This window comes from Paenibacillus sp. SER-28 (genome assembly GCF_052906305.1).
The window spans coordinates 485016-508912 of record NZ_JBRECM010000001.1 but is presented as its reverse complement, the minus strand read 5'-3'; the positions used below and the strand labels follow the sequence as shown (position 1 = coordinate 508912).

General features: G+C 45.9%; 16 protein-coding genes and 1 tRNA gene. 1 reads left to right on the top strand and 16 read right to left on the bottom strand.

Going from position 1 to position 23897, the window contains the following annotated elements:
- Nucleotides 1–72 precede the first annotated feature (72 nt).
- The 4 genes from ACUYLD_RS02385 to ACUYLD_RS02370 all read right to left on the bottom strand — a co-directional run bounded on the left by ACUYLD_RS02385 (nt 73) and on the right by ACUYLD_RS02370 (nt 5046).
- Complete coding sequence (locus ACUYLD_RS02385) at nt 73–1326, bottom strand: MFS transporter (protein ID WP_061829135.1); 1254 nt, start codon at nt 1324–1326, stop codon at nt 73–75.
- Between the two features lie 116 nt (nt 1327–1442).
- Nucleotides 1443–2150, bottom strand: coding sequence for a hypothetical protein (locus ACUYLD_RS02380; RefSeq protein ID WP_446674340.1), 708 nt, complete (start codon nt 2148–2150; stop codon nt 1443–1445).
- 54 nt (nt 2151–2204) lie between these two features.
- Nucleotides 2205–2618: a DUF350 domain-containing protein gene (locus ACUYLD_RS02375; RefSeq protein WP_013309402.1), complete on the bottom strand. Its 414-nt coding sequence runs from the start codon at nt 2616–2618 to the stop codon at nt 2205–2207.
- Nucleotides 2619–2676: 58 nt separating this feature from the next.
- On the bottom strand, nt 2677–5046 hold the full coding sequence (locus tag ACUYLD_RS02370; RefSeq protein WP_446674339.1) for an endonuclease MutS2: 2370 nt from the start codon (nt 5044–5046) through the stop codon (nt 2677–2679).
- A 152-nt stretch (nt 5047–5198) separates the two neighbouring features.
- On the opposite strand from ACUYLD_RS02370, the gene ACUYLD_RS02365 reads away from it, so the two are divergent.
- A complete protein-coding gene (locus ACUYLD_RS02365) occupies nt 5199–5558 on the top strand; it encodes a phage holin family protein (protein WP_023987773.1) in 360 nt (119 codons plus the stop codon).
- Between the two features lie 148 nt (nt 5559–5706).
- Here the strand turns inward: ACUYLD_RS02365 and zapA are convergent, their stop codons facing one another.
- The 12 genes from zapA to ACUYLD_RS02305 form a co-directional block, all read right to left on the bottom strand.
- Nucleotides 5707–7731 (bottom strand): cell division protein ZapA, encoded by a 2025-nt coding sequence (zapA, locus tag ACUYLD_RS02360; protein WP_446674338.1) that lies wholly within the window; start codon nt 7729–7731, stop codon nt 5707–5709.
- A gap of 209 nt (nt 7732–7940) precedes the next feature.
- The gene (gene pheT / locus ACUYLD_RS02355) at nt 7941–10388 is read right to left on the bottom strand and encodes a phenylalanine--tRNA ligase subunit beta (RefSeq protein ID WP_446674337.1); all 2448 of its coding nucleotides are present in this window, start codon (nt 10386–10388) and stop codon (nt 7941–7943) included.
- 28 nt (nt 10389–10416) lie between these two features.
- Nucleotides 10417–11448 carry a phenylalanine--tRNA ligase subunit alpha gene (pheS, locus tag ACUYLD_RS02350; protein WP_269321413.1) on the bottom strand — a complete coding sequence of 344 codons (1032 nt, stop codon included), beginning with the start codon at nt 11446–11448 and terminating at the stop codon, nt 10417–10419.
- A 449-nt stretch (nt 11449–11897) separates the two neighbouring features.
- Entirely contained in the window at nt 11898–13748 is a 1851-nt protein-coding gene (gene abc-f / locus ACUYLD_RS02345) for a ribosomal protection-like ABC-F family protein (RefSeq protein WP_446674336.1), read from the bottom strand.
- A 365-nt stretch (nt 13749–14113) separates the two neighbouring features.
- Nucleotides 14114–15115, bottom strand: coding sequence for a polysaccharide lyase family 1 protein (locus tag ACUYLD_RS02340; RefSeq protein ID WP_254351431.1), 1002 nt, complete (start codon nt 15113–15115; stop codon nt 14114–14116).
- Nucleotides 15116–15425: 310 nt separating this feature from the next.
- Nucleotides 15426–15496: transfer RNA gene (locus ACUYLD_RS02335), tRNA-Gly, on the bottom strand.
- Between the two features lie 107 nt (nt 15497–15603).
- Nucleotides 15604–17745, bottom strand: coding sequence for a bifunctional diguanylate cyclase/phosphodiesterase (locus ACUYLD_RS02330; RefSeq protein ID WP_250267869.1), 2142 nt, complete (start codon nt 17743–17745; stop codon nt 15604–15606).
- Nucleotides 17746–18086: 341 nt separating this feature from the next.
- Nucleotides 18087–19190, bottom strand: coding sequence for an ATP-binding protein (locus ACUYLD_RS02325; protein ID WP_061829128.1), 1104 nt, complete (start codon nt 19188–19190; stop codon nt 18087–18089).
- A 337-nt stretch (nt 19191–19527) separates the two neighbouring features.
- Nucleotides 19528–19944 carry a hypothetical protein gene (locus ACUYLD_RS02320; RefSeq protein ID WP_013309391.1) on the bottom strand — a complete coding sequence of 139 codons (417 nt, stop codon included), beginning with the start codon at nt 19942–19944 and terminating at the stop codon, nt 19528–19530.
- A 260-nt stretch (nt 19945–20204) separates the two neighbouring features.
- The gene (locus ACUYLD_RS02315) at nt 20205–20744 is read right to left on the bottom strand and encodes a peroxiredoxin (RefSeq protein WP_023987763.1); all 540 of its coding nucleotides are present in this window, start codon (nt 20742–20744) and stop codon (nt 20205–20207) included.
- Nucleotides 20745–21066: 322 nt separating this feature from the next.
- Complete coding sequence (leuB, locus tag ACUYLD_RS02310) at nt 21067–22143, bottom strand: 3-isopropylmalate dehydrogenase (RefSeq protein ID WP_440722857.1); 1077 nt, start codon at nt 22141–22143, stop codon at nt 21067–21069.
- A gap of 204 nt (nt 22144–22347) precedes the next feature.
- The gene (locus ACUYLD_RS02305; RefSeq protein WP_440722856.1) at nt 22348–23889 is read right to left on the bottom strand and encodes a 2-isopropylmalate synthase; all 1542 of its coding nucleotides are present in this window, start codon (nt 23887–23889) and stop codon (nt 22348–22350) included.
- Nucleotides 23890–23897: the final 8 nt, after the last annotated feature.

The following is a 23897-nucleotide window of genomic DNA, read 5'->3' as shown; positions in this document are numbered from 1 at the left end:
AACAAAAAAAGAACCTCCTTTCCCTTTAAGTGGGTCTGGAGGTCTTTTTTTAAATGTATTTTAAACTATAAACTATTCGGTTTGCTTGTGCCAGCGTTGTGCGTGGGAATGAGACTTGCTCTGCTTTGTCTTTTGTTCCATTTTCAGCACACTTCGCATAAAAAACCATCCTAGCACTGGCATCAATGCCAGTCCAATCAACAACCAGATCATCGCCGTGGGAGCCTTGCTGATACTTAGGACACCCAAGAAAATGAGTGTTCCGGTCAATCGGCCTACCATTAAGCATAGTTCGCGTAGTACAACCAGTTCCACTCTCTGATTGGCGTCTCCTTTACTCGTACCCATTAAATCAAAGCTGGCAGAAATCATGGGAATTAAATACAAGGGCATAAATAAAGCGGTGCCGATCCCCATAATCAGTAATGTACTATACTCCATACGCCACAATAACGGTAAAAGCGCGATCACCAACAACACGGCACCCAACAGCATACCCGCCGAACGATAGTGTGGCTTGAGCCATTTTCCGACAGCCCAAAAGCTGAAAAATGAAACCGCCGATGTAATAAGTGAAAACTGCGCCAGCTTCCATTCCTGTTGAGTAGCTACATACACGAGCAGCGTAATCAGGAAGGCAAATACCCCTTCACGGATGCCCTGGGCAACAAGCGATAACGACAACGGACGCCACATACTCCCTTTTTGTGACAATCGCTGCTTGGGCTCCTTCCAATTGTAATTTCCTGTCGGCTTGCGCTTGCGAAGAAAGAAACTAAGCACCACTCCTACGACATAAAAAGCCAAGGAAATACTGAATATCACGCGGTAACCTGCGTCATCCTCCATACGGGCAATAATCCAACCGGACAGCCAAGGTCCCACTATACCGGAAAACGAGCCTAGCAGACCCACCCATCCGTTAAAATGATCACGACTTGCCTGATCCGTGACTTCGAAAAAAATCACATTAAACGCCAGCCAGAATAAACCTAATGCTGCACCCAGCAACATCCCGAGCGGCCATATGTAGTTCACAGCCTGCGGTCCCGTATATAACACGATCAGATAAAATAGGCCGGATAATGCGGTCCCCACGCGCAGGGCATTCATTTTGTTATGTTCCTTGACCCACTTTCCAGCCACCCAGACCATAATTCCCAGTGCAATTTGTTGACTGACATTAAACCAGCCGATCATCGCGTAATCCTGCCTGCTTTTCCACAAATACACGTTAAGAAATGTGCCTGACAATGCTGCTGCAAACACAAACAATCCATTCAAGCTTAATAGCAGAATGGATTGTCCGTTCAGGTTTGATTTCAATGCAGTTCCCCCTAACCGAAAAATCACCAATCAGCTTATTTCAAGCCAGCTTGTTCAAAGATTTCTTCGATTTAAGATGCCCGTATTGAGCTTGGGCCTATCCGGGGGATTGCTATTTAATTGTTGGAAATATTGCTGAGCTTCTCCAGCATCCGCAGTCGGTCATTCTCTGACAGTGTCTGCTGTACATGGAAGCAGCTAGGACACACATAAACATTCAAGACGAACGGCAAATCCAGAACAGGCTTACCAAGCGCTGGAGACATCGACGGTTCAAAGCCTTCTCTGGTTACGGTTTGCGAACCCGCATGCAGCATGTACTCTCCACATTGGGAACATTCAAGAACCTCATCTTGTCTGTCGAGTATTTGTTCAGCACCTTGTTCATAAGCCATCAGATCCGCACCGCTTTCTTCGAATTTTTGCAAAGTATGCAGCACAGGCAGCTTATGAAGCTCATTATCCTGCAACAACGGTGCATCAACCGGTTTTTCAACTACGATTTCATCCTCTGCCTCATATAAAATATCCTGCTCCTCATCATCACCGAGCTGAATACTCAATGTACGATAACCCTTCAGGTCTTCTTTTCCATGAGAGTGGGGCGCCGGGGTGACAGAAGCCACATGATCATGTTTCGTCTCTTCATGTCCATGCTCACCAGCATGTCTATGAACAGGTGGAGAAACAGACTCATCTTCATCATCGGTGATGTCAGAGTACCCTTTCAGATCATTATGGCAATAAGGACACTCTTCCTCAGGTCCTAATTCTTCATCCCAAATAATTTCCATGTTACACCATGGACAAATAGTCATTTCCAAGCTTTATCATCCTTCCGTTCCAAGCGTATACCAAGCTCTAGTATACAAGATGTGTCAAGTTACACTGGCACCGATCACATAAGATAAAGATATGGAAATAATCATGGAGAACAAGCCGACAGCACGATTATCCTCTTTAATCTGTTGATCGATAGAAAATACTGGTGTCAGAAACTCAAAAAGAAAGTACGCCGCAAGTAGCAGTAAAAAGCCAACGAACGACCAAATCATCGTATCATAAACACTAGATTTGGCTTCCATCGCAAAGCGGAGCACGTTGCAAATACCGAACATTTTCCCTCCCGTAGCCATGGCTACCGAAACATTGCCGCGCTTGATCTCTTCCCAGCATTTATAGCGGGTTACCAGCTCAAAACACGACAAAAATACAATTAGCTCCAGCACCGCCACCGAGAAATAACCCAGCATCATCCCCAACGGATGTGACAGCAATTCATCAATCGCCATCTTCACTTCGTCCCTCCCGTTCTACCAAGCGTTCCCGGGCAAAGCCGGCAACCCATAGCTATTCCAATTCAGCAACTGTTACGCCTGTGCCGCCTTCATTGTAATTACCGATACGGTAGCTTTTCACATGTTTATGCTTGCGGAGGTACTCCTGAATACCGGTTCTCAGGACACCTGTACCTTTGCCATGTATAATGTGTACCTGACCCAGATTGGCCAGAAACGCTTCATCCATGAAGCGGTCCACTTCCATCAAGGCTTCCTCCACGTTCGCCCCCCGAAGATCAAGTTCACTTCGTACGTTATCATCCCGTGTCCGCTTAACGCCAGTCACTGGTTTTTGAATTCTTGGAGTCGTTGTTTGTGCAGGTTGCAGTAGTTCCAGATCATCCAGACTGACCTTCATCTTCATGATCCCCAGTTGAACCACAGCTTCCTTGGTACCGGACAGTTCAACCACGTGGCCTTTTTTATTCAGACTGTGAACGGATACTTCATCGCCAGCCATGATAGAACGAGTACGTGTAGCGGCCGGGCGTTTGACGGTACTTTTCTTGCGTTGCTTCGGTTCAGCCTCATCCAATTCTCTGCGAGCTGCAATCAGCTTATGCTCCTTAACCGAGGCCCCTTCTTCCTGAGCCAATTTACGCAAATCAGTAATGATTTTCTCTGCTTCACTACGAGCCTTATCCACGAGAACTCTTGCTTCGTCCTCAGCTTTTTCCAGCATACGGTCCCGTTGGGACTCCAGCTTATCCAACTCCGTCTGATGACGGCTACGCAATGCTTCCATTTCCTTACGCAGCTGCTCCGCTTTTTCCCGTTCTTGCTCAGCGGTTAAACGGTTCTGCTCCAGTGACGCGATCATGTGCTCGACGCGCTGGTCTTCTTCCGTTACCTCACCACGGGCATAGTCTAAAATACGCCCTGGCAATCCCAATCGCTCGGCAATAGCAAATGCATTACTTCGTCCGGGTACACCGACCAGAAGGCGGTAGGTCGGGCTTAATGTAGCGACATCAAACTCCATGCTTGCATTAATAATTCCTTTGCGCTCATAGGCATACGCCTTCAATTCACTATAGTGAGTCGTCGCAACCATGCGGCAACCCATGGCATGTATATGCTCCAGAATGGATACAGCCAGAGCCGAACCTTCCGCGGGGTCCGTTCCTGCCCCCACTTCGTCAAGCAATACAAGACTTTTGGGCGTCATATTTTTCAGGATGCTAATGATATTGGTCATGTGACTGGAAAATGTACTCAAGTTTTGCTCAATGCTCTGCTCGTCACCAATATCGGCATAGATTGCATCAAATACACACAGCTGGCTTTCATCCTCAACAGGTACAAACAGTCCAGACATCGCCATCAAACTAAGTAGGCCGATGGTTTTCAGGGTAACGGTTTTCCCCCCTGTGTTCGGTCCGGTAACGATAATGGAGGTGTATGAATTGCCTAACTCCACATCAATGGGAACAACCTGTTCCAACGGAATTAGGGGATGTCTGCCCTTTTTCAGCTTCAAGTACCCGCGGTCATTCATTAAAGGTAAGGTTGCCTTCATTTCACGGGCGAGACGCGCTTTTGCAAAAATAAAATCAAGATTACCCAATATGTCCACATCATACAACAACATATCTGCTTGTTCTGCGACAAGTGCGGTCAGCTTCTGTAAAATGACTTCAATTTCACGCTCTTCTCTCAGCCTTGTTTCCCTCAGCTTATTGTTCATGGCTACAATGGATTCAGGCTCGATAAACAATGTTGCGCCAGACCCGGATTGATCATGAACAATTCCGCCAAAATAAGAACGGTATTCGGCCTTAACTGGGATCACAAACCGATCTCCACGAATCGTTATCAACTGATCTTGAAGCATTTTGGATACAGTTGAGGAACGAATCATGGAATCCAGCTTTTCACGAATACGCACTTCTCCCGAGCGCAGCTCCCGACGGATTTGAGAAAGCTCTGTGCTGGCAGAATCCAGCACCTCTGCATTTTCATCAATACAGCCTTTAATGGAGTTTTCTAAACCTCTCTGCTCCGAAAGCTGCTCGCTCCAATACAGCAATGTTTCGACAGGATTTTCCTCATGCAAACTTGCCACGTATACCTGTATACGGCGTGCGGCCTGAACTGTTGTCCGAATGCCAAGCAACTCCTGCGGGCTTAACGTTCCGCCAATACGGGCACGCTTCACTGCCGGAGTGATATCCACTACTCCGTTAAATGAAGGCACTCCTTTGAGTCGATCAGCAGCATAGGCCTCATCCGTACCTTTCAGCATTTTCTTGATATGCTCCAAATCATCGCTGGGCTGTAGTCGAAGGGCTGTCTGTTGTCCCGTTGCCGTTTGGGCATAGTGACTTAGTTTATTTAGAATTTTTTGATATTCAAGGGTTTTAAAAATTTTAGAGTCCAACTTCACTACTCCTTTCACATATATCTATATTATACCGAAAGCAGCAAACTTACGCTATTTGCCAACTCCTTTTTACACATAAGAAAGCTCTTCATGCCACACACTAACCTTTGTCTAACCCTGTAAATTCAAAAAACAAAGGAGGTTATTCCGTGAGCATTCTCGGGCACATTGTACGTTTCATCGTTGCCGCTCTGGTGCTGATGGTCGTAAGCTGGATCGTTCCCGGATTTAGTGTAGGCGGCTTTTGGAGCGCACTGATTCTTGCCATTGTCATTGCCTTGGTTGGTTACATCATCGAGGCAGTGTTCGGCCGACGCGTTTCTCCATTTGGACGCGGTATCGTAGGTTTTCTTGTGAGCGCTCTGGTGATCTGGATCGCTCAATATGTGGTGACCAATGTCAGTGTTTCCGTTCTGGGCGCATTGCTCGCTGCGTTGGTTATCGGGATTATCGACCTGTTTATTCCGGTATCGACACCGTTTGAAGCAGGTCGCAAAGACGGGAAATAACTTCAATAGAACTCCCGACAAAGCTGTCCCGAAGCAGATTTCGTCTGCCAAAGGACAGCTTTGTGTCATATAACCTCTGAGTGGATACAAAAGCAAACAATCCCCGGCGATGAGCAGCCGGGGATTGCCTTACATTTTTAATCCGTATCTACTGATCCTGTTCGATAAGTTCAATCCATTCATTGTACTCCGTTTGAAGTTTAGTGTATTCTTCCTGTAATTGACGTAATTCTGTAGAAATCTTCTCCGTATTTTCCCGATCTACGTCCTGTTGTACTTGTAACAGACGAAGCTGATGCGCCGCCATTTCATATTTTTGGCCCACTTCGTCCAATTCAGACTGCAAGGCCATTCGTTCCTGCTCTATGGACTGCTGTTCAGCTTTCGCTGTTTTGGCAGCTTCAACCGCCAAACGAGTCTCCTCCTGAAGCTGTTCCTTTTGTTCAACAGTTACCGCTATTTCCCGTTCCCAAGATGCAAATTCTTCCTTACGGGCAGCATCTTCAGCTTCCAGACGTTCCGCTTCTGCCTTCAACTGATCGTATTTAAGTTGCCACTCTAAAGATTCTTCCTCAGCACGTTCCAGTTTACTCCGCCGTTCGTGATCTTCCTGTTGAAGCTGCTTAATATTCTGCTCCAGCTGTCCAGCTCGGCTCTTCATGCTTCCATATTGCTCCTGAAGCGATTGATACGCCTTAGCTCCCTCTTGCTCTCGGACTTTGGCTTTCTCAAGCTCATCCTGAACGCGAATCAGCTCAGGTGAAAGCTCCTTGATTCTCGCTTCAAGTTGAACTAGCCGTTGCTGTTGTGAAGCAAATTTATCATTAATAGCTTCGAGCTCAGCCTCTGCGTGCTGTAATTGCTCCTGTATCGCTTCCTTCTGTTCACGTGCTTCCAGCAGGGAGAGCTCCAGCTCATCAACTGCCAACTGGCGTTCTTCTGCAAGCTTCTTCCATGACTTCTCGCTTTCAGCTAGCGTAGCCAGCTCACTTTGCAGCTTGCGAGAAGATACGTGAGCTTGCTCCAGCAGCTTCTGCATCCGCCGCTGTTCTTCCTCCAGCTTAGCCGTCTGCTGCTGCGTAGCCTTAGCTTCAGCTTCTAATTGATCATATCGGCTTTGCAGTTCTTCACGCGCAAGCGTATCTGCCTGCTCTCGCTCTATCGCAGCCTGTCGCTGTGTTTCCAGCACAGACTCCAGCTCGGACTGTTGTTGCTTCAGTACTCTTGCTTGTTCTTGAGCCTCTCCCAGACGAGAAACAAGCTCTGTACTGCCTGCTTGTACTTGTTCTAATTGTTCCTGAAGCTCCTCAACCCGAATCTCCTGCTCCAGTGCAGCTTCATCAGCTCGCTTCTGCGCTTCCTGATGCTGGAGCTTTTCTTCATTCAACGCCAATTCAGCCTGTTTACGTTCCTGCTCCAGCTGCTCATTCAGCCCTGAGCACTTGGTCTGCCATTCGCTTACCTTCTTACTATGCTCTTGCTGCAAAGCAGATCGCAGCTTGTCCAGTTCTATACGCTTTTGCTCCTGATGAGTCTTCTCTGCAGCTGACAGCTTGGCTTCAGCCTGTTTAGTCGCTTCAGCTACTTCCTTCTTCATCTGCTCTTCTATTTGTCGGATACGGGCATTAGCCGCCTCCTGCTGCTCTTTCAGCTTGCGAGAAGCTTCTTGACGAGACTCCTCCAATTCACGTTTAGCTTGTTTTTGTCCATTTTCAAGTTCAGTCGCTTTTTTCTCCTGCTGTTCCAGCTTTGCCTTCAATTGGGCAATCTCTTTGGCTGATACAGATTCGGTTTCCATCAGCTTCTTCTGCGTTGCTTCCTTTTCTTCCTTTAGTTGAATAAAAGATTGATGCAGATCTGTATTTTTTTGCTGCTGTTCTCCTAGTGCCGTCTGGAGTTGCGCCAGATCTCCCCGGAGTTCTGCTCGTTCCGCTGCTAAGCGGTTCATATGACTCTGAATTTCCTGGATTTGTACAGCTTCTTCTGCCATATGAACCGCAGCCAGCACGGCAATTCGGGGCATATCCAGACGCGAATGAGCTTGAGAAATGCTGTGCATGCGCTCATCCACGTAATTGGCAACCTGCTTCATATAATCGGTATTGCTGCCGACGAGTTTATAAGAAGTACCGTAGATCTCTACAGTGACGCGAGTACGATCTGGTGTAGTCACAATTATGCCCTCCTTCAATACTACTGTATGTTGATTCTAAGGTGTGTCCGGTACTATGGTAACCCGCCTTCCGTGAAGCGTTCAACCTTATTAGTCCGGCTTCCCCGCAGCGGGTAAATATCAGAGTAAGAGAGCTTCTATGATGATAGGCCAAAAAGCCGTATCGAACCTCTGTCACTAAGATTCGATACGGCTTCCCGCATTTCCTGCTACTTTCTCAATTCCGCTCCAAAAGTTTGTTCCAGAGACGTAACGACAGGAGTATGCGCCGCATTGATCTCTTCATCCGTCAACGTATGTTCCCAATGACGATAGGTCAGAGAGATAGCTACGCTCTTCTTATCTTCACCAAGCTTACTGCCTGTAAATACATCAAACACTCGTGCATCCTGCAACAGCTCTCCGCCTGCAGCGTGAATAACACGAAGCAGTTCACCTGCCTCGACGTCTTTATTTACCACGAGGGCAATGTCACGTTCCACGGATGGGAAGCGAGCCAGCTCTCTGAACTGAATATGAGAGTTGGCGTGTTCAACGACCTGTTGCAACGCAATTTCCGCTACATACGTATCATTCAGCCCATAAGATTGTTGAAGCTCCGGATGAATCTGCCCAATGGTACCGATCCGTTGAGAGTTTCCATTCACATCCAGCCATACCGAAGCAGAACGGCCCGGGTGATAGCTTTGTGGTTGGTCAGCCACATAACGAATGCTGGCACTCAATCCGAAATAGTCAAACACCGTTTCAAGCGCGCCTTTAATATCAAAGAAATCAACCTTTTCAGCACCAATATTCCATTGTTTTTCACGGCGTACCCCAGTCAGCAGTAGACTAAGCACTTGAATTTCCTGCGGCTGACGGGTTAATGTTTGTTCCTCTGTATAAAATACTGTTCCCATCTCAAAAATCGCCAGATTGTCTTGCTTGCGATTCATGTTGTACACCGCTGTATCTAGCATCTGTGGAATGATACTCGTACGCAAAACACTACGGTCTTCGCTCATAGGCATAGCCAAACGTACCGGATGGCTACCTTCTGTCAGGGCATTAAATAACCCTGTACTTTGCGGATGTACAAAAGAGTAGCTGATCGTCTCCTGCCAACCACCATGAGCCAGCAATCTGCGCAGGGAGCGGCGCAATGATTGCGATGCTGTCAAAGCTCCCGGAGTTGTAGGACCTTCAATCGGCGTGGTCGGGATATTGTCGTAACCATACAGACGAGCTACCTCTTCGATTAAGTCCACGTCAATGGTAATATCTCCACGGCGTGTAGGAACTTGAACTTCCAGTACACCTTGCTCTGCGTCGCCACATCCGAAATGAAGTCTACCGAAAATCGTTTTCACCTCAAGCAGCGACAGTTCGGTTCCCAAATATCGGTTTATTTTATCTAGCGACAGCTTGATAATGCGGTTTTCAGCTTTTGCAGACGCTGATTCTACGATGCCCTGGTGTACAGTGCCTCCCGCATAACGCTGAATCAGCGCAGCTGCACGATTCACAGCAGGCACAACAGCGCCTGGATCAACCTCTTTTTCAAAACGCAGACTTGCTTCTGAACGCAGTCCAAGTTGACGGGATGTTTTGCGAACTGTACCGCCGTCAAACTTGGCAGATTCCAGCGCAATGCTGACCGTCGCATCCGTAACCTCGGAATTGGCTCCACCCATCACGCCTGCCAATGCAATGGGTTTCACACCGTCTGTAATCAGCAGCATATGCGGCTCCAACTTACGCTCCTGATCGTCAAGTGTAATCAATGTTTCGCCTGCACGAGCGAGTCGAACTTCAATATTTCCATTTTCCAGCTTATCCGCATCAAAAGCATGCAACGGCTGACCGTATTCCAGCATAACGTAGTTCGTAATATCTACGATGTTGTTGATCGGACGAACACCTGCCGCCATCAGACGGTTTTGAATCCATAACGGGGAAGCCCCCACTTTTACACCTGTGATATAACGGGCCGCATAGTGCGTACACAGTTCAGGAGTATCTACCTTCACAGACAGATGATCTGCCGCTGCATCGCTAATTTCAACCAGATCCTTAGCCGGGTCAGCCAGCGAAATGTCACGTCCCAGAATCGCACTCACTTCATATGCTGCTCCGTGCATGCTCAGGCAATCCGAACGGTTGGGTGTCAGATCAAAATCCAGCACCTGATCATCCAGCGCCAGCAGCTTCGTAATTGGCATACCAATTTCAGCATCCTCAGGCAGCACCAAAATACCTTCTTGCAATTCCTTTGGAAGCAGCTTGTCATTCATGCCCAGTTCTTTGGCCGAGCAGATCATGCCCATGGATACAACACCACGTAGCTTGGCCTTTTTAATGTGGAAATCTCCCGGCAACTTTGCACCTACAACTGCAACAGGAACCTTTTGACCTGCATCCACGTTTTTAGCACCACACACGATTTGCAGATCCCCCTCTTGACCTGCATCGACAATACATACATTCAGCTTATCAGCATCTGGATGCTTTTCCTTGCTTTTAACATAGCCGACAACGACACCAGTAATTCCTTGATTGCGCTGCTCGACTTCATCAATTTCTATGCCCGAACGGGTGATTTTCTCTGCTAGATCCTCCGCGCTTACCTGATCCAGCGATACATAATCGGACAGCCACTCGAATGATACTTTCATATGGGTTCACTTCCCTTGATATAGTTGTTTATTGACGCGCAAACTGTTTCAGGAACGACAGGTCACTGTTATAAAAATGGCGAATATCGTCGATACCGTATTTCAATATAGCAATCCGCTCTACACCCATACCGAATGCAAAGCCGCTGTACACCTCGGGATCAAAACCGCCCATCTCCAACACTTTCGGATGGACCATGCCACAGCCTAAAATTTCAATCCATACACGCTCGCCATTTTTCTTCACAAAAGTCACGTCTACTTCAGCGCTCGGCTCTGTGAACGGAAAGAAGCTTGGGCGCAAACGAATTTCGGTCGATTCTCCGAACATTTCGCGTGCAAATTGAAGTAAGGTTCCTTTCAAATCACTCATACGAATGTCTTTTCCAATGACAAGCCCTTCAATTTGGTGGAATTGAAAAGAATGCGTTGCATCGTCATCATCACGTCGGAAAACCGTACCTGGACAGATAACCTTAATAGGCGTTTCGCCCTTCATCGCTTCCATTGCACGAATCTGAACCGGTGACGTATGGGTACGCATCAACAGATCCTCGGTCAGGTAAAATGAATCCTGCATATCCCGTGCTGGGTGATTTTTAGGCAGGTTCAATGCTTCGAAGTTATAATAATCCGTCTCTGCCTGTGGACCTTCAGCCACTCGATAGCCCATACCTGTAAAAATATCCTCGATTTGCTCAATTACTTTGTTGAGCGGGTGCAGTCCACCTTGCGGCAACGCGCGTCCAGGCAGCGTAACGTCGATCTTTTCCGCTTGCAAACGTTCATTTGTTTCTGCTTTCGTGAACTCGTCCTGCTTACGGTTAACGACTTCTTCAATCGCCTCGCGCACCTCATTGGCTACCTGTCCAACAACTGGACGCTCTTCCGCGCTCAGCTTGCCCATACCGCGCAAGATTTCAGTCAATGCGCCCTTTTTCCCCGAATATTTGACCCGTAAATCAGCCAGCTCCTTGGGTGTTGCCACCTTCTCCAATACTTCCAGTGCTTCTTCCTTCAAGGCCAGCAAATGTTCCTTCATTTGGATGGTTTCGCTCATCGCCTGTTCAGTCCCCTTTCTTCATTTCCAGCTTTTCAGACAACAAAAAAAGGTCTTTTCTCCCGGTAAGGGACGAAAAGACCGTGGTACCACCCTCGTTAGACAATAAGCTCAGCTCACCCAGCATTCTGCCTTATGGCAACTAGTTACAGGTGATTTTCATGCTATGCATCATCGTCTCGCTCTACACGTTGTAACGGTCGTGAACCGGTATCCCCTACTTGCACATTCGCCATTCACATGGCGCCTGAGGTTCAAGGAACTGCTCCGGAGCGAACTTCAACAGCCCAGTATTTGCAGAAACGCTCTCAATCCTACGGCGCTTCCTCCCTGTTCAATCGGACACTGTCTACTCTTCTCCATCAAGACATTTTCAAAAATTCGAACTATTGTTCATTATTATATGCAAACTACCGCGCTTTGGCAAGCAGGGCATACGTTTCATTTCTTTAGATATCGAGATCATCCAACCGCTCCAGATTTGCACGAATGCGCCTGATTTCGCTCAACAACTTCTCGTTTTCGTCATTCGTGCCCGTCATTCCCATCAACTCTGTAAGACGCAATTGTAATCGAAGCCGTTCCTCACGCCGCTCCTGGTCTTCTGGCTCCCGTTGACGGCTCCGCTCATCTTCTTGCTTTTCGTCAGCTGTCCCCTCATAGATTTCATATCCGCCCCCCGGCTTCATATCCAGTAACCGAGTTGCCGTGCACCTCACCAGCTCCCGATCATGTGAGACGAGCACCAGTGCTCCATCATAGTTACGTAAAGAATCCTCTACAATTTCACGGGTTTCAATGTCAAAATAATTCGTGGGTTCATCCAGCACCAGCAGATTGGCTCCACTAAAGTACAGACGCAGAAAAGCTACCCTGCATTTTTCTCCCATACTGAGTGTCCCGATCCTTTTAAATACGTCTTCTTTCGCAAAAAGAAAGCAGCCCAACACCGTTCTCGCTTCTGTTTGAGTCATCGTCGGGAGTGCAAGCAGACTGTCCAGCAACGTTTGATCCTCCGGAAGCTGCTCCAGCTCCTGTGAAAAATATCCGATGTTCAACTGTGGGTTGGTTGTGATTTTTCCTGTCTGCGGCTCCAGTTGACCTGTTAATAACCGAAGCAGCGTGGTTTTACCAATTCCATTGGGCCCCCGAACAGCCAGACGGTCTCCACGTGCAACGATCAGATTTAGATTTTTCACAATGCTACGGTCGTCGTAGCTAAAGTCAACCTGCTCAGCACGCAGCAAATATTTTGCCTGAAACCCGCTGTCACTTAATTTCATGTGCAAAGACGCAGCCTCACGCGGTTGCTCTACTCTATTGGCTTCCAGTCGCTCCAGTTCCTTCTCCTTCGCATGGTAACGGGAAATATTTTTTTTAGCCTTGGCCTTATAAAAGCTCTGCGTAACGGCCATCTCAACCTTGGATGCGCCACGATGCGCCTGATGAAACCATTCCCTGTAATTTCGAATCGTTTCCTCCAGCGCCTGTTTCGCCAGCTCCTGCTTCCGATAGTTGGCTTCCTGCTCTCGCAGTTCTCGCTGCTTTTGCGCTTTATATTCCTTATAGCCGCCTTTATAGCGCCCAATACCTGTCGATGTGAGCTCAACTATACTCGTAGCCACCCGATCCAAAAAGGCTCTGTCATGCGATACAAACAGCAGTGTTCCTGGATACGTGGACAGCCACTGCTCCAGCCAAAGCAAGCTTTCGGCATCCAAATGGTTGGTCGGCTCATCCAGCACCAGCAGCTTCGGCTGCCTGACCATGAGTCCCGCTAATCGCACTCTCGTCTTCTGTCCGCCACTCAGGTCACCATAAGCAATGGACCACGTCTGGACAGGCATTCCCATTCGAGTGAGCGCCTTTTCCACCTCAGACTCCCAGGCAAAGCCTTGCAGGCGTTCGTATTCATCCATCAGCTCGCCGTAACGCTCCAGATGATTCTCCATCTCCTTCCCAGCATTGGCTAGGTCAGCTTCCAGCTGTCCCAACGCTTGCTTGAGAAGCCAATGCCGAGGGCTGGCCTGCTGTGCGGCCTCCAGTGCGGTTCGAGACCAATCCACCGTATCCTGCTGCTTCAGCCAGCCCCGCTCTTCCAGTGGCAAATCATGCTCTACTTGACCAGAGGTTGGCGCTTCATCTCCCAGCAATATTCGCAATAGCGTCGTCTTACCTGCTCCATTTCTTCCAAACAGTGCGAGCCGTTCTCCTTCCATCACATCCAACGACACATTCTCAAATAAAGATGTCCCGTTCCAATCCTTTACTACATTGCGAATACGTAAAATCGTTCTCATACCGCTCATCCTTTCCCAGACCGGTTTTTTGACCCCGGAAGCAATAAAAAAAGCCGCAGAAGGCTGCGGCTTGCATACAAGGAATATAGAATGACTGTTATGAATCGTCTCAGAACATACGCTTATGAATAATAATACCGTAAACGAATAAGCCAAATCCCGTTCCGGAATATACGCATACGTCCCTACATTCATTTTCAGACACACTTCTCCCGTTGCAGCTTACAGCCGCCTGCCAGTAACTGTGCAGTTAAGTGGGAAAATCAGTGTGCTTACTTCATCGGACGTATGGTTACCTTCCTTTTCATGGGATACTTACTTGCAGTCAGTATAGCAGATCACAATGCATTTGCAAATAACCCGCGTTATTTTCCAAATACCAAAGTTGTATTGGACGAACCTGCATATTTCGTTACAAACTCTTTAGTATATTCAGGAGTCTGAACCTGATAGCTATAGTTTTTGCTTGGATTCCAGCTGGTTACACGCGATTTTTGGTTGTTGATGGCGGGAAAACTCCCCACATCTTTAAACTCGCCATTGGCTTTATCATCAAGAATACCGCCCTTTTCACTACCTTTTCCAAAGTAGTTGTACTCAGAATAGATTCTTGCATTCGTAGCAATGGTGTAAGCAAGCTGGAAATTATTAATATAATTATTTTTAACATGAAAATATCCATATCTCATAAGCCCTGGGCCACGTACAAGTAAGTTTTCAAAGTAATTATTGGCGATCGTGATATGGGGCATGCCATCATAATTTTTATTGCCATCATCAGGGTATCCCAAAATGAGACCATATTTATGATTAGCAAATTTGGAGTTACTAATGGTTACATAATCAGCCGATTGGCCTATGTACAAAAGTTTGTCCAGATCCGAGCCATTCGCATTATAACTGTGACCTGCAAATGTAATATGATCAATCCAATAATTTGTACCTGCAGTGAGATAAAGTTGGATGTCATCGTTACCGTTAATGTTGGCACTGTGCTCAAAAGTTAAATTTTGAAAGATCACATTTCCCGAATTATTTGTTGTTTTCAAATGAATGTTAACCAGCTTGTGTTGCGCGTAAGAACCAATGAGTGATTTGTTGGAACCAATGTTAACCACGGTTTTAGAGGAGGCAGAGATATTTTTTTCGATTACCAGAATTTTAGGAGTTGAATCCCCTAACTGGTTTTTCAAATCGTTTAGATTATTGATATAAATGACCTGACCGCCTTTTCCCCCCGTTGTGGCAGGCTTTGTAGCTCCATTTTCACTTTTAGCCTGTCCGGCAAAACCAGTCATTCCATTCGTCGACGTATTTGGAAAATCAGCAGCGGCGAACGTAGAACTTGCTGAAAAAGTAAACAGCATCAAAGTTAATGCTAAAAACAGAAAAGAAATTTTCCTCATTGCAGCTACACCATCCTTTTTTAAGTTAAATCCCGACAATCCGACTATACATATTTTTTAGTAATTGGTAAATAGTTCTTTTTATCTGTTTATTTATAGCATCTAAGCTAAATATTTTATATTTTATTTTTGTGCAGCCATGTAAAAATAGTTCGTAAGAACGCAAAAAGCCGTGATACCCCGTCGGCACCCCGGCTATAATGCATTTATCTAGCTCCAAACAAAACAAAAACCCCTGTGTCACAAGGGTTCCGAACTTCTTAAAACAGTAAGCGGGTGATGGGAATCGAACCCACGCTATCAGCTTGGAAGGCTGAAGTTCTACCATTGAACTACACCCGCATTTTATAACATCTCGATTCTTATGTATGACACGCTTAACCTATCGTCAACCAGCTGAATCAGGATGTTATTTAGTATAACTTACCTTTCAGCAAAATGCAAGCATACTACATACTATCCTGAGCCAGCCAATTCATAGGTTTACGTAAAAACAATTTTTCAAAAACTTCTGCAGGAATGGGGCGACTAAAGTAATATCCCTGACCCTCATGACAATCCTGTGCCTGCAAAAAATGAAGCTGCTCCTCATTTTCCACTCCTTCAGCCGTAACCTTCAGCTTCAAATGGTGAGCCATGGAGGCAATAGTAGATACAATTGCCGCATTTTTGCTGTCGACCAGTACCTCATTTACAAAGGAACGGTCAATTTTTAGACGATCAATCGGGAGATTCTTCAAATAATGCAATGAGCTATAGCCAGTTCCAAAATCATCAATACTGATTGCGACACCAATAGCCTTTATTTTTTTCAACTGTTCAAAGGCCCGATCCTTATCAAAGGTCATACTTTCGGTAATCTCAAGCTCTAGATAGCGTGCTTCAAGTTCCGTATAGGTCAAAATGTCCCGAATGACATCCACCAGCTTTTTTTGCTGAAATTGGCGCATGGATAAATTGACCGAAATCGGGATGGGTGGGTACCCGAGCTCCTGCCATTGCTTATTTTGCAGACAGGCCTCCCTTAATACCCATTCCCCCAAGGGCACAATTAAACCACTTTCTTCAGCCACCGGAATAAAATCGCCCGGCATCACCATCCCACGATGAGGATGATTCCATCGCACCAGCGCCTCCAAACTCGTTAGCTCGCCACTTTGCAGGTGGACACGTGGTTGATATACCAATGAAAATTCCTCATTTTCAAGCGCTCGCCGCAGATCATTTTCCAGCTGGAGTCTTTCATGCGCTCGCATCTGCATCGCGCTAGCATACCGCTGAAAATTCACTCCCTGCTCTTTGGCACTATGGACAGCCGTATCCGCCTGCTGAATAAGCTGTTCGCTCTGATTCGCATCCAACGGGTATAAAGCTATACCAACACTCACCATCACATGATAGGATTCGCCATTAATATCGAAAGGCTGATCGAACAGCTTCACCATATCATCAATACGATTTCTCATAGCATCTGTATCTTCGTATCCCGTTAGAAGAAAGGCAAATTCATCTCCGCCCATGCTAAAGACAGCTTCCCCTTCATGGCTAAAATGCCCCAAGCGTTCGCCTACCGCATACAGCAAATAATTCCCTGCCATATGTCCAAGCGAATCATTAATCGCCTTGAAACGATCAATATTCAGCACTAAAAGCGCTACTGTCTCATCCGATTTCAATGATTTGCGCAATATTTTATCTAAGCGTTGGGAAAGGCGACGACGATTGGGGAGTCCTGTTATATCATCATTATAGGCAATGTGATTAAACTCAGATTCTGCTGCCTGCTTTTCACGATAAGGAACCAGAATCATCAACCGAACCAGCCCGCTCAACATATTATAAAATGCTACCGCGTTGGTCAAAAGTCCCAAAAGGTGATTAATATCGCTCATTTGCTCAGAAAATAAATAGAACAACTGACTCACAACACACAGCCCAATCCCACGAACAATAAGCAACATGCCCAACTCCGCCGGGCGGGCTTTCCGATATTTTCGTACCCCGAAAATAAAAGTGAGCACAAGCAGTAACATGACAGCCAGATTTAATGTCCAGCCCAGGTTGCCTATTTCGTATCGTATACGTAGATCCGGTAAGTCTGCACCAAATGTCTTAATAACTCCTAGAATCAGCAAAGTGCAGCCTATCCCTGCCCACAAAGCCACTGTCTTGTATTCAGACTTCGTCTTGCTAAACGGGAGGAAACAAACACATAAGAGCAAGACAGAAGTAACGGCACGATTTACAAATAGCAGCCATAACGAAATGCCCGGAGACAAAGCAAAGTCCGTCAGGCTTACGAAACTAAACGAAACAATATGAACAAGGTAAAGCAGACCAGCCACCAAAAACGTCGGGGCAATAAAAAGTCTCTGCAAGGATAACTGTTCCAGTAAAACGGACCAGGACTGATAAAAAATAGAAAAACAAATCGCAGCACAGGAAAATCCTACAATCGGATATAACAAGAAAAAAACATTATGGGAGTATATCTTATTCAAAGTTACGTGAAATAACTGAACCAAGACAAACAAAACTATCGAAGCAATGCCGATACCTATCGTTTTTTTTACTTCCAGCCGTATACTCATTCAGCCTCTTCAGCCCCCTGCATATCGGAGATTCCGATCATCTAAGACGTTTGACAGCTTTGGAAGCCGTTGTTTAAGTCTATAGTATCAAAAATAATGTTGTATTCTGGTATATAATAGCATTTAATCTGTGAAAGGTGAATCATTTTTTTGTCTTAAATTCATGAATTAATTTTCGCATTTACGCAAATAACCGAGCTTACAGCACCAAAAAAGCGCATCATCTTGTCAGATTATGCGCTTCAGACAACCTTTTCCAAAAAGGTGATACCTATACCCCAACGCTGCACAACATAAAAGAAATAGTATGTACAGGACCCCTCTGCGAAAACCTCCCCATATTAAACTACAGGAAGCGTGATTTTGAATTGTGTGCCACTTCCATGTTTACTGTCTACATGTATGAAGCCTCCGTGATTTTTGATAATTCGATAGCTCACAGCCAATCCCAATCCGGTTCCACTTTCTTTTGTTGTAAAAAAAGGATCAAATAAACGCGCCAATGTATTGTGATCCATACCTAATCCGTTATCTTCAATACAAATGTGGACATAATTACCCTCAAGCACTGTATGGATATCGATGAAGCCCTCTCGTTCCCCACTGATGCTTTCAATGGCATCCATCGCATTTTTAATCATATTGAGGATAACCTGCTTAATCTGCTTCACATCAATGGAAACCTTCATGAGCTCATCATTTTCGTCCAATGCAATCTGGCAACCCTTCATTAATGCTTCGCTTTCTGTCAGCATCACTACCTCTTTCAGCAAGCCCATCACAGATACAGCTGTTTTTTGCGGAGCCGAAGGCTTGGACGAATTTAAGAACTCATAAATAATGTCGTTCGCACGATCAATCTCTGTTAATATAATGCGGGCATACTCGTCCCTGCCCAACTCCACCAAATGTGGCCGAAGCAATTGAATAAAGCCCCGAATTGCGGTAAGCGGGTTACGGATTTCATGGGCGATAGAGGCAGAGATGCGTCCCAGCATCGCCAGCTTATCGTTTTGATACGCCGTCTGCTCAATCTGCTTATAATCCGACACATCCTTGACGCTAAACAAAAAATCCCCATCCATCTGATCACCATAGGTCACTGTTATCAACCAATGCCGACCATACTCATCAATCAACTCGTGATAGCGCTTTCTATGAAAGATAGTTTCTTTATAAATCCGCATGATTTTCTTCTTCTTAAACCGACTTAACTCAGGATGATGCAAAATTTGCATCAAATTGCGACCTGCTAGCGAACTCCGTGGTAGCTCCAGCAATTTCGCCATTTGCACGTTAATAAAGGTCAGTACCCCGTCACTGTCAAACAGCATGATACCACTATCCAGGTTCTCCAGCACATTTTCATACTTGTTATTGGCGATCTGTGTGGAAGGACAAGCTCCCACGGTATCAAGCAAGGCTTCTTGGAATTCACTGATCATGCCAGGCTTCCCCCTTGTTTCGGAATGACAAACTGGCCGTTTCGGACGCGTAATAATCTTGAAGAAGAGAAAGGCATCTATCGACTACCCTTCAATGATGTAGAAAACAGTTTCACAGAAATCCGACCATCTCTTTCCAATTCGAGTCTTATTTTATGATAGACAAGATTAAGGATCGCAGTCAATCGGAAAAAGTGTCGAATCCACATTTTTATCCTGTTTTCTTTCGTCATAATATCTGCGCAACATTACCAAAATGAAAGATTACGTTAGGAACAAGCGCCCTACACACCAAAGAAGCTCTCCAGAATTGAGAGCTTCTTTGGTGTGTAGGATGTCAACTGCCGCTCTTATTATGTTGAAGTCGGGATCGTCTTTGGCTCATAACGGCCAGTCTTCTCTTAAGCTCTCCCTGCCATTTTTCATCATTCATCTGTTTGGCTACCATCAATAAATCCAGAGATATGTCAATTTGACGCTTCACAATTTCAAAGGCATCTTCACTTTCACGATTCACACAATTTTCAAATATCGTATCATCGTCTTCCATGACATAATCCTGAAAATCAATCTCGGTTGCCCCATCTCCATGTGCATATTCAGCCAGAATTTCATACTCATTTTCGACTTTATAATGAACTTCAATGCGACGACATACCGGGCAAAACAGCAAAGGAACATTATGAACTTGGGTGCGGTAATGCTTCAGCGTTCCCTTGGTTCCTACCATGCTTGCTCCACAGCAATAACTCATCCGGGCTCAGCCTCCTCTGAACAAAACCTGTTCTGCCTTGTTTATCTTCTACAATACCTTATTCGCTTTCATCAGGCAAAATTCCTCCAGAACACAACAACATTTCCATAATTATTTGTTACTTCACTCTATATTGTCTCATTTAAACAGGATATCCTCACATCTTGCGCTGCACAGAGCAGGCAAGCAAGCCCCCAATAACGGCAAAGTAACCGCTAGTTGGGGGCTTGCTTGTTTAATTTCAACTTGTGAAGCTTATATTACAGATTTTGATCGCCTGGTTTCCAGTTCATTGGGCACAAGCCACCGGATTGCAAAGCTTGCAGTACACGCAAAGTTTCTTCCACACTGCGGCCTACGTCGTTGTGGTTAACCACTTGATATTTCAATTCGCCTTCTGGATCAATGATGAACAAGCCGCGCAATGCAACGCCTTCTTCTTCGATCAGAACGCCATAATCGCTTGCTGTTTTCTTCGTGATGTCAGAAGCCAATGGGAAGTTCAGTTTGCCCAGACCATTGTTTTCTTTAGCTGTGTTGATCCATGCTTTGTGGCTGTGCACGGAGTCTACACTGATACCCAGAATTTCAGTATCCAGCTCTTTGAATTGGTCAGCAGCATCGCTCAACGCTGTAATTTCCGTAGGGCACACAAAAGTGAAATCCAGTGGATAGAAGAAAAATACGAGCCACTTGCCACGGTAATCGGAAAGCTTCACCGAACCAAATTCTTGACCGTCTCCAGTCACTGTTTCCAATGCAAAATCAGGGGCGGGTCTTCCTACCAATCTTTCTGCCATAATAATGAAATCCTCCTTTAAAATATGTAAGAAAAACACCGAATGTGTTTTCCTCAATCATCTGTATTGTAATGAACAACTTACTTGATAAATGTTATCATTCACTGAAATCAAAGTCAACATTATAACCATTACTTTTTTATAATTATTTTAAACTAGCTTAAAAATTCACGGTTTATTCACATTTTGAACTTTTGAATATACAAGTAGCTCCTGATTGCTCAGGAGCTACTGTTCTAAACATTTGACAAAAAGGCTGTACTGTATAACCTTACTATATAATAGGAAGCTTTTTTTTAGAACGGGTACATTTACGGAGTTTTTAACGAATAGCTGCTGCGATCAGATCGCCCATTTGAGTTGTCGAGATCGCTTGAGATTTATCCACCGCAATATCCGCCGTACGGTGCCCCGCATCCAATACCTCAGCTACCGCTTTCTCAATGGCATCAGCTGCCTTCTCGTACCCGAAGGTGAGACGGAACATCAAAGCAACGGACAAAATTGTTGCAATGGGATTCGCCAGCCCTTGACCTGCAATGTCAGGCGCCGAGCCATGTACCGGCTCGTATAGGCCGAAGCTGCCTTCTCCAAGTGATGCAGAGGAGAGCATGCCGATGGATCCGGTCAGCATAGCCGCTTCATCACTGAGAATGTCACCAAACATATTTTCCGTCACGATGACGTCAAAGCTAGATGGACGACGCAGCAATTGCATGGCGCAATTATCAACCAATACATGCTCCAGCTCGACATCCGGGTAGTCTACAGCAACCCGGTTAACTACTTCACGCCATAAACGGGAGGTTTCCAGTACATTAGCCTTATCCACCGATGCTAGTTTCTTGCGACGTTTTTGTGCAATTTCGAAAGATTGGCGCACTATACGCTCTACTTCTGTTACATTATATGCACAAGTATCGACTGCTTCCTCACCCTGAGGACTTTCTCGTCTGAACTTCTCACCGAAATAAATGCCGCCCGTCAGTTCGCGCACCACGATCAGGTCCGTTCCTTCCAACACTTCCGGTTTCAATGTAGATGCGTCCTTGAGACAGTCAAAGACGACAGCAGGACGAAGATTCGAAAACAGACCGAGCTCTTTACGAATGCCCAGTAGTCCAGTTTCAGGACGAAGTTCCTTTGGATTGTTGTCCCATTGGGGTCCTCCTACGGCTCCCAGCAGAACGGCATCTGCAGATTGACATACTGCCAGTGTTTCTTCCGGCAATGGTGTGCCCTTCTTATCAATCGCAATCCCACCAAACAGCGCATGCTCCGTTGCAAATGAAAGGCCGAACACTTCTTCCGTACGTTTCAAAATTTTCTCTGCCTCTGCGACCACTTCCGGTCCAATTCCATCTCCCGCTATTACCGCAATCTTTTTAACGTCTGCCATCACGTACACTCCTCTTGTTATACAGCTATACAACCGTATTTTTCATACCTTCTTTGTAACATACATGGCAGGGCTTTGACCAAGATATAGAATCTATCAATTCAATAGGCACAGCCTATAAGCTGATTTTTTCATCAGAGAAAAAAGAAAACAGGACCGGAAACATCCGATCCTGTATATATCCAACTCTTAAGTCCGATAAAATTAAGATTTATAATCTACGCGGTTACTGTAATTTTTACGCTTGTCGATCAAACCATTTAGTGCATCTACGTAAGCCCGAGCACTTGCTTCCAGAATATCGGTACTTACCCCGCGTCCCTGCACAGACAGTCCGTTTTGCGTCAGCACTACATGGACTTCACCCAGGGCGTCCTTACCATGGGTAACTGACTTGATGGAGTAATCTGAAAGTACAACGCTTTCGCTGCTGGCTTGGTCAATCGCATTGTAGATCGCATCGACTGAACCATTTCCTTCAGCTTCTGTCTCGATAACCTGACCTTCATCGTTAACCAGACGCACTTGTGCGGAAGGCGTAGCTTTGTTTCCATAGGTAACAAAAATCGTTTCCAGCTTGAAGACTTCAGGTGCATCGGCCAATTTTTCTTCCAGCAATGCCAAAATATCATCGTCCGAAACTTCCTTCTTCTTATCAGCCAGATCCTTGAACTGCCCAAAAGCGCGATTCAGACCTTCTTCGTTCAATTCGTAGCCCAACTCGATCAAACGCTCACGGAAAGCATGCCGTCCTGAATGCTTACCCAGTACCAGCTTGCTTTCTTTCAGACCGATACTTTCTGGTGTCATGATTTCATAAGTCGTTTTCTCTTTCAACATGCCGTCTTGATGAATACCTGATTCGTGCGCAAAAGCATTGGCTCCAACAATCGCCTTGTTGCCCGGCACTACCATCCCCGTCAAACGGCTAACCAAACGGCTTGTGCGCGCAATTTCAGACAATTGCAGAGATGTTTTGGCCTGAAAAAATTCTTGTCTCGTCTCCAGTGCCATGGCGATTTCCTCAATGGCCGTGTTTCCAGCGCGTTCACCGATACCGTTAATGGTTCCCTCGATCTGATCCGCACCGTTCAGGATGGCAGCGAGTGTATTAGCAGTAGCCATTCCCAGGTCATTGTGGCAATGTGCACTCAATTGAATCTTCTCCACATCGACCACATTTTCCTTAATGTGTTTGAATATATTCCCATACTCGTAGGGTGTCAAGTAACCTACCGTATCTGGAATGTTGACAACAGAAGCCCCTTCTTGTACAGCCATGGTGACCATTTCAACCACAAAATCAAGCTCTGTACGACCTGCATCCTCCAAAGAAAACTCCACTTTAGGCAAATATTTCAACCCATAGCGTATGGCAGCACGAGCAGTTTCCAATACCTGTGCCTTCTCCATCCGCAGCTTATGCTGACGGTGAATAGGAGAAGTTGCCAAAAAGATATGGATACACGGGTCCTGAGCTCCCTTGAGTGCCTCGCGAACCGCATCAATATCCTGTTCCCTTGCACGCGAAAGACCAATAACCGTCGAATTTTTCACAGCTTTTGCTACTGCATTAACAGCCGCCAGATCACCCGGAGAAGCAGCCGGGAACCCAGCCTCCATACGATCGATTCCCAGCTTCTCCAACTGATGAGCGATCTCCACTTTCTCACGAGTATTCAAGTTCACGCCAGGTGACTGTTCTCCGTCTCTCAACGTTGTGTCAAATATATATATTTTGCGCAACCTAACGC

Coding starts and splice junctions, on each gene's coding strand:
- ACUYLD_RS02375 (WP_013309402.1), bottom strand. CDS start 2,618: ATGGCGATTGATGAATTGCTGTCACATCCGTTGGGGATGATGCTGGGT.
- pheT (WP_446674337.1), bottom strand. CDS start 10,388: ATGAAAGTATCATTCGAGTGGCTGTCCGATTATGTATCGCTGGATCAG.
- pheS (WP_269321413.1), bottom strand. CDS start 11,448: ATGAGCGAAACCATCCAAATGAAGGAACATTTGCTGGCCTTGAAGGAA.
- abc-f (WP_446674336.1), bottom strand. CDS start 13,748: ATGAGAACGATTTTACGTATTCGCAATGTAGTAAAGGATTGGAACGGG.
- ACUYLD_RS02340 (WP_254351431.1), bottom strand. CDS start 15,115: ATGCTGTTTACTTTTTCAGCAAGTTCTACGTTCGCCGCTGCTGATTTT.
- ACUYLD_RS02330 (WP_250267869.1), bottom strand. CDS start 17,745: ATGAGTATACGGCTGGAAGTAAAAAAAACGATAGGTATCGGCATTGCT.
- ACUYLD_RS02325 (WP_061829128.1), bottom strand. CDS start 19,190: ATGATCAGTGAATTCCAAGAAGCCTTGCTTGATACCGTGGGAGCTTGT.
- ACUYLD_RS02320 (WP_013309391.1), bottom strand. CDS start 19,944: ATGAGTTATTGCTGTGGAGCAAGCATGGTAGGAACCAAGGGAACGCTG.
- ACUYLD_RS02315 (WP_023987763.1), bottom strand. CDS start 20,744: ATGGCAGAAAGATTGGTAGGAAGACCCGCCCCTGATTTTGCATTGGAA.
- leuB (WP_440722857.1), bottom strand. CDS start 22,143: ATGGCAGACGTTAAAAAGATTGCGGTAATAGCGGGAGATGGAATTGGA.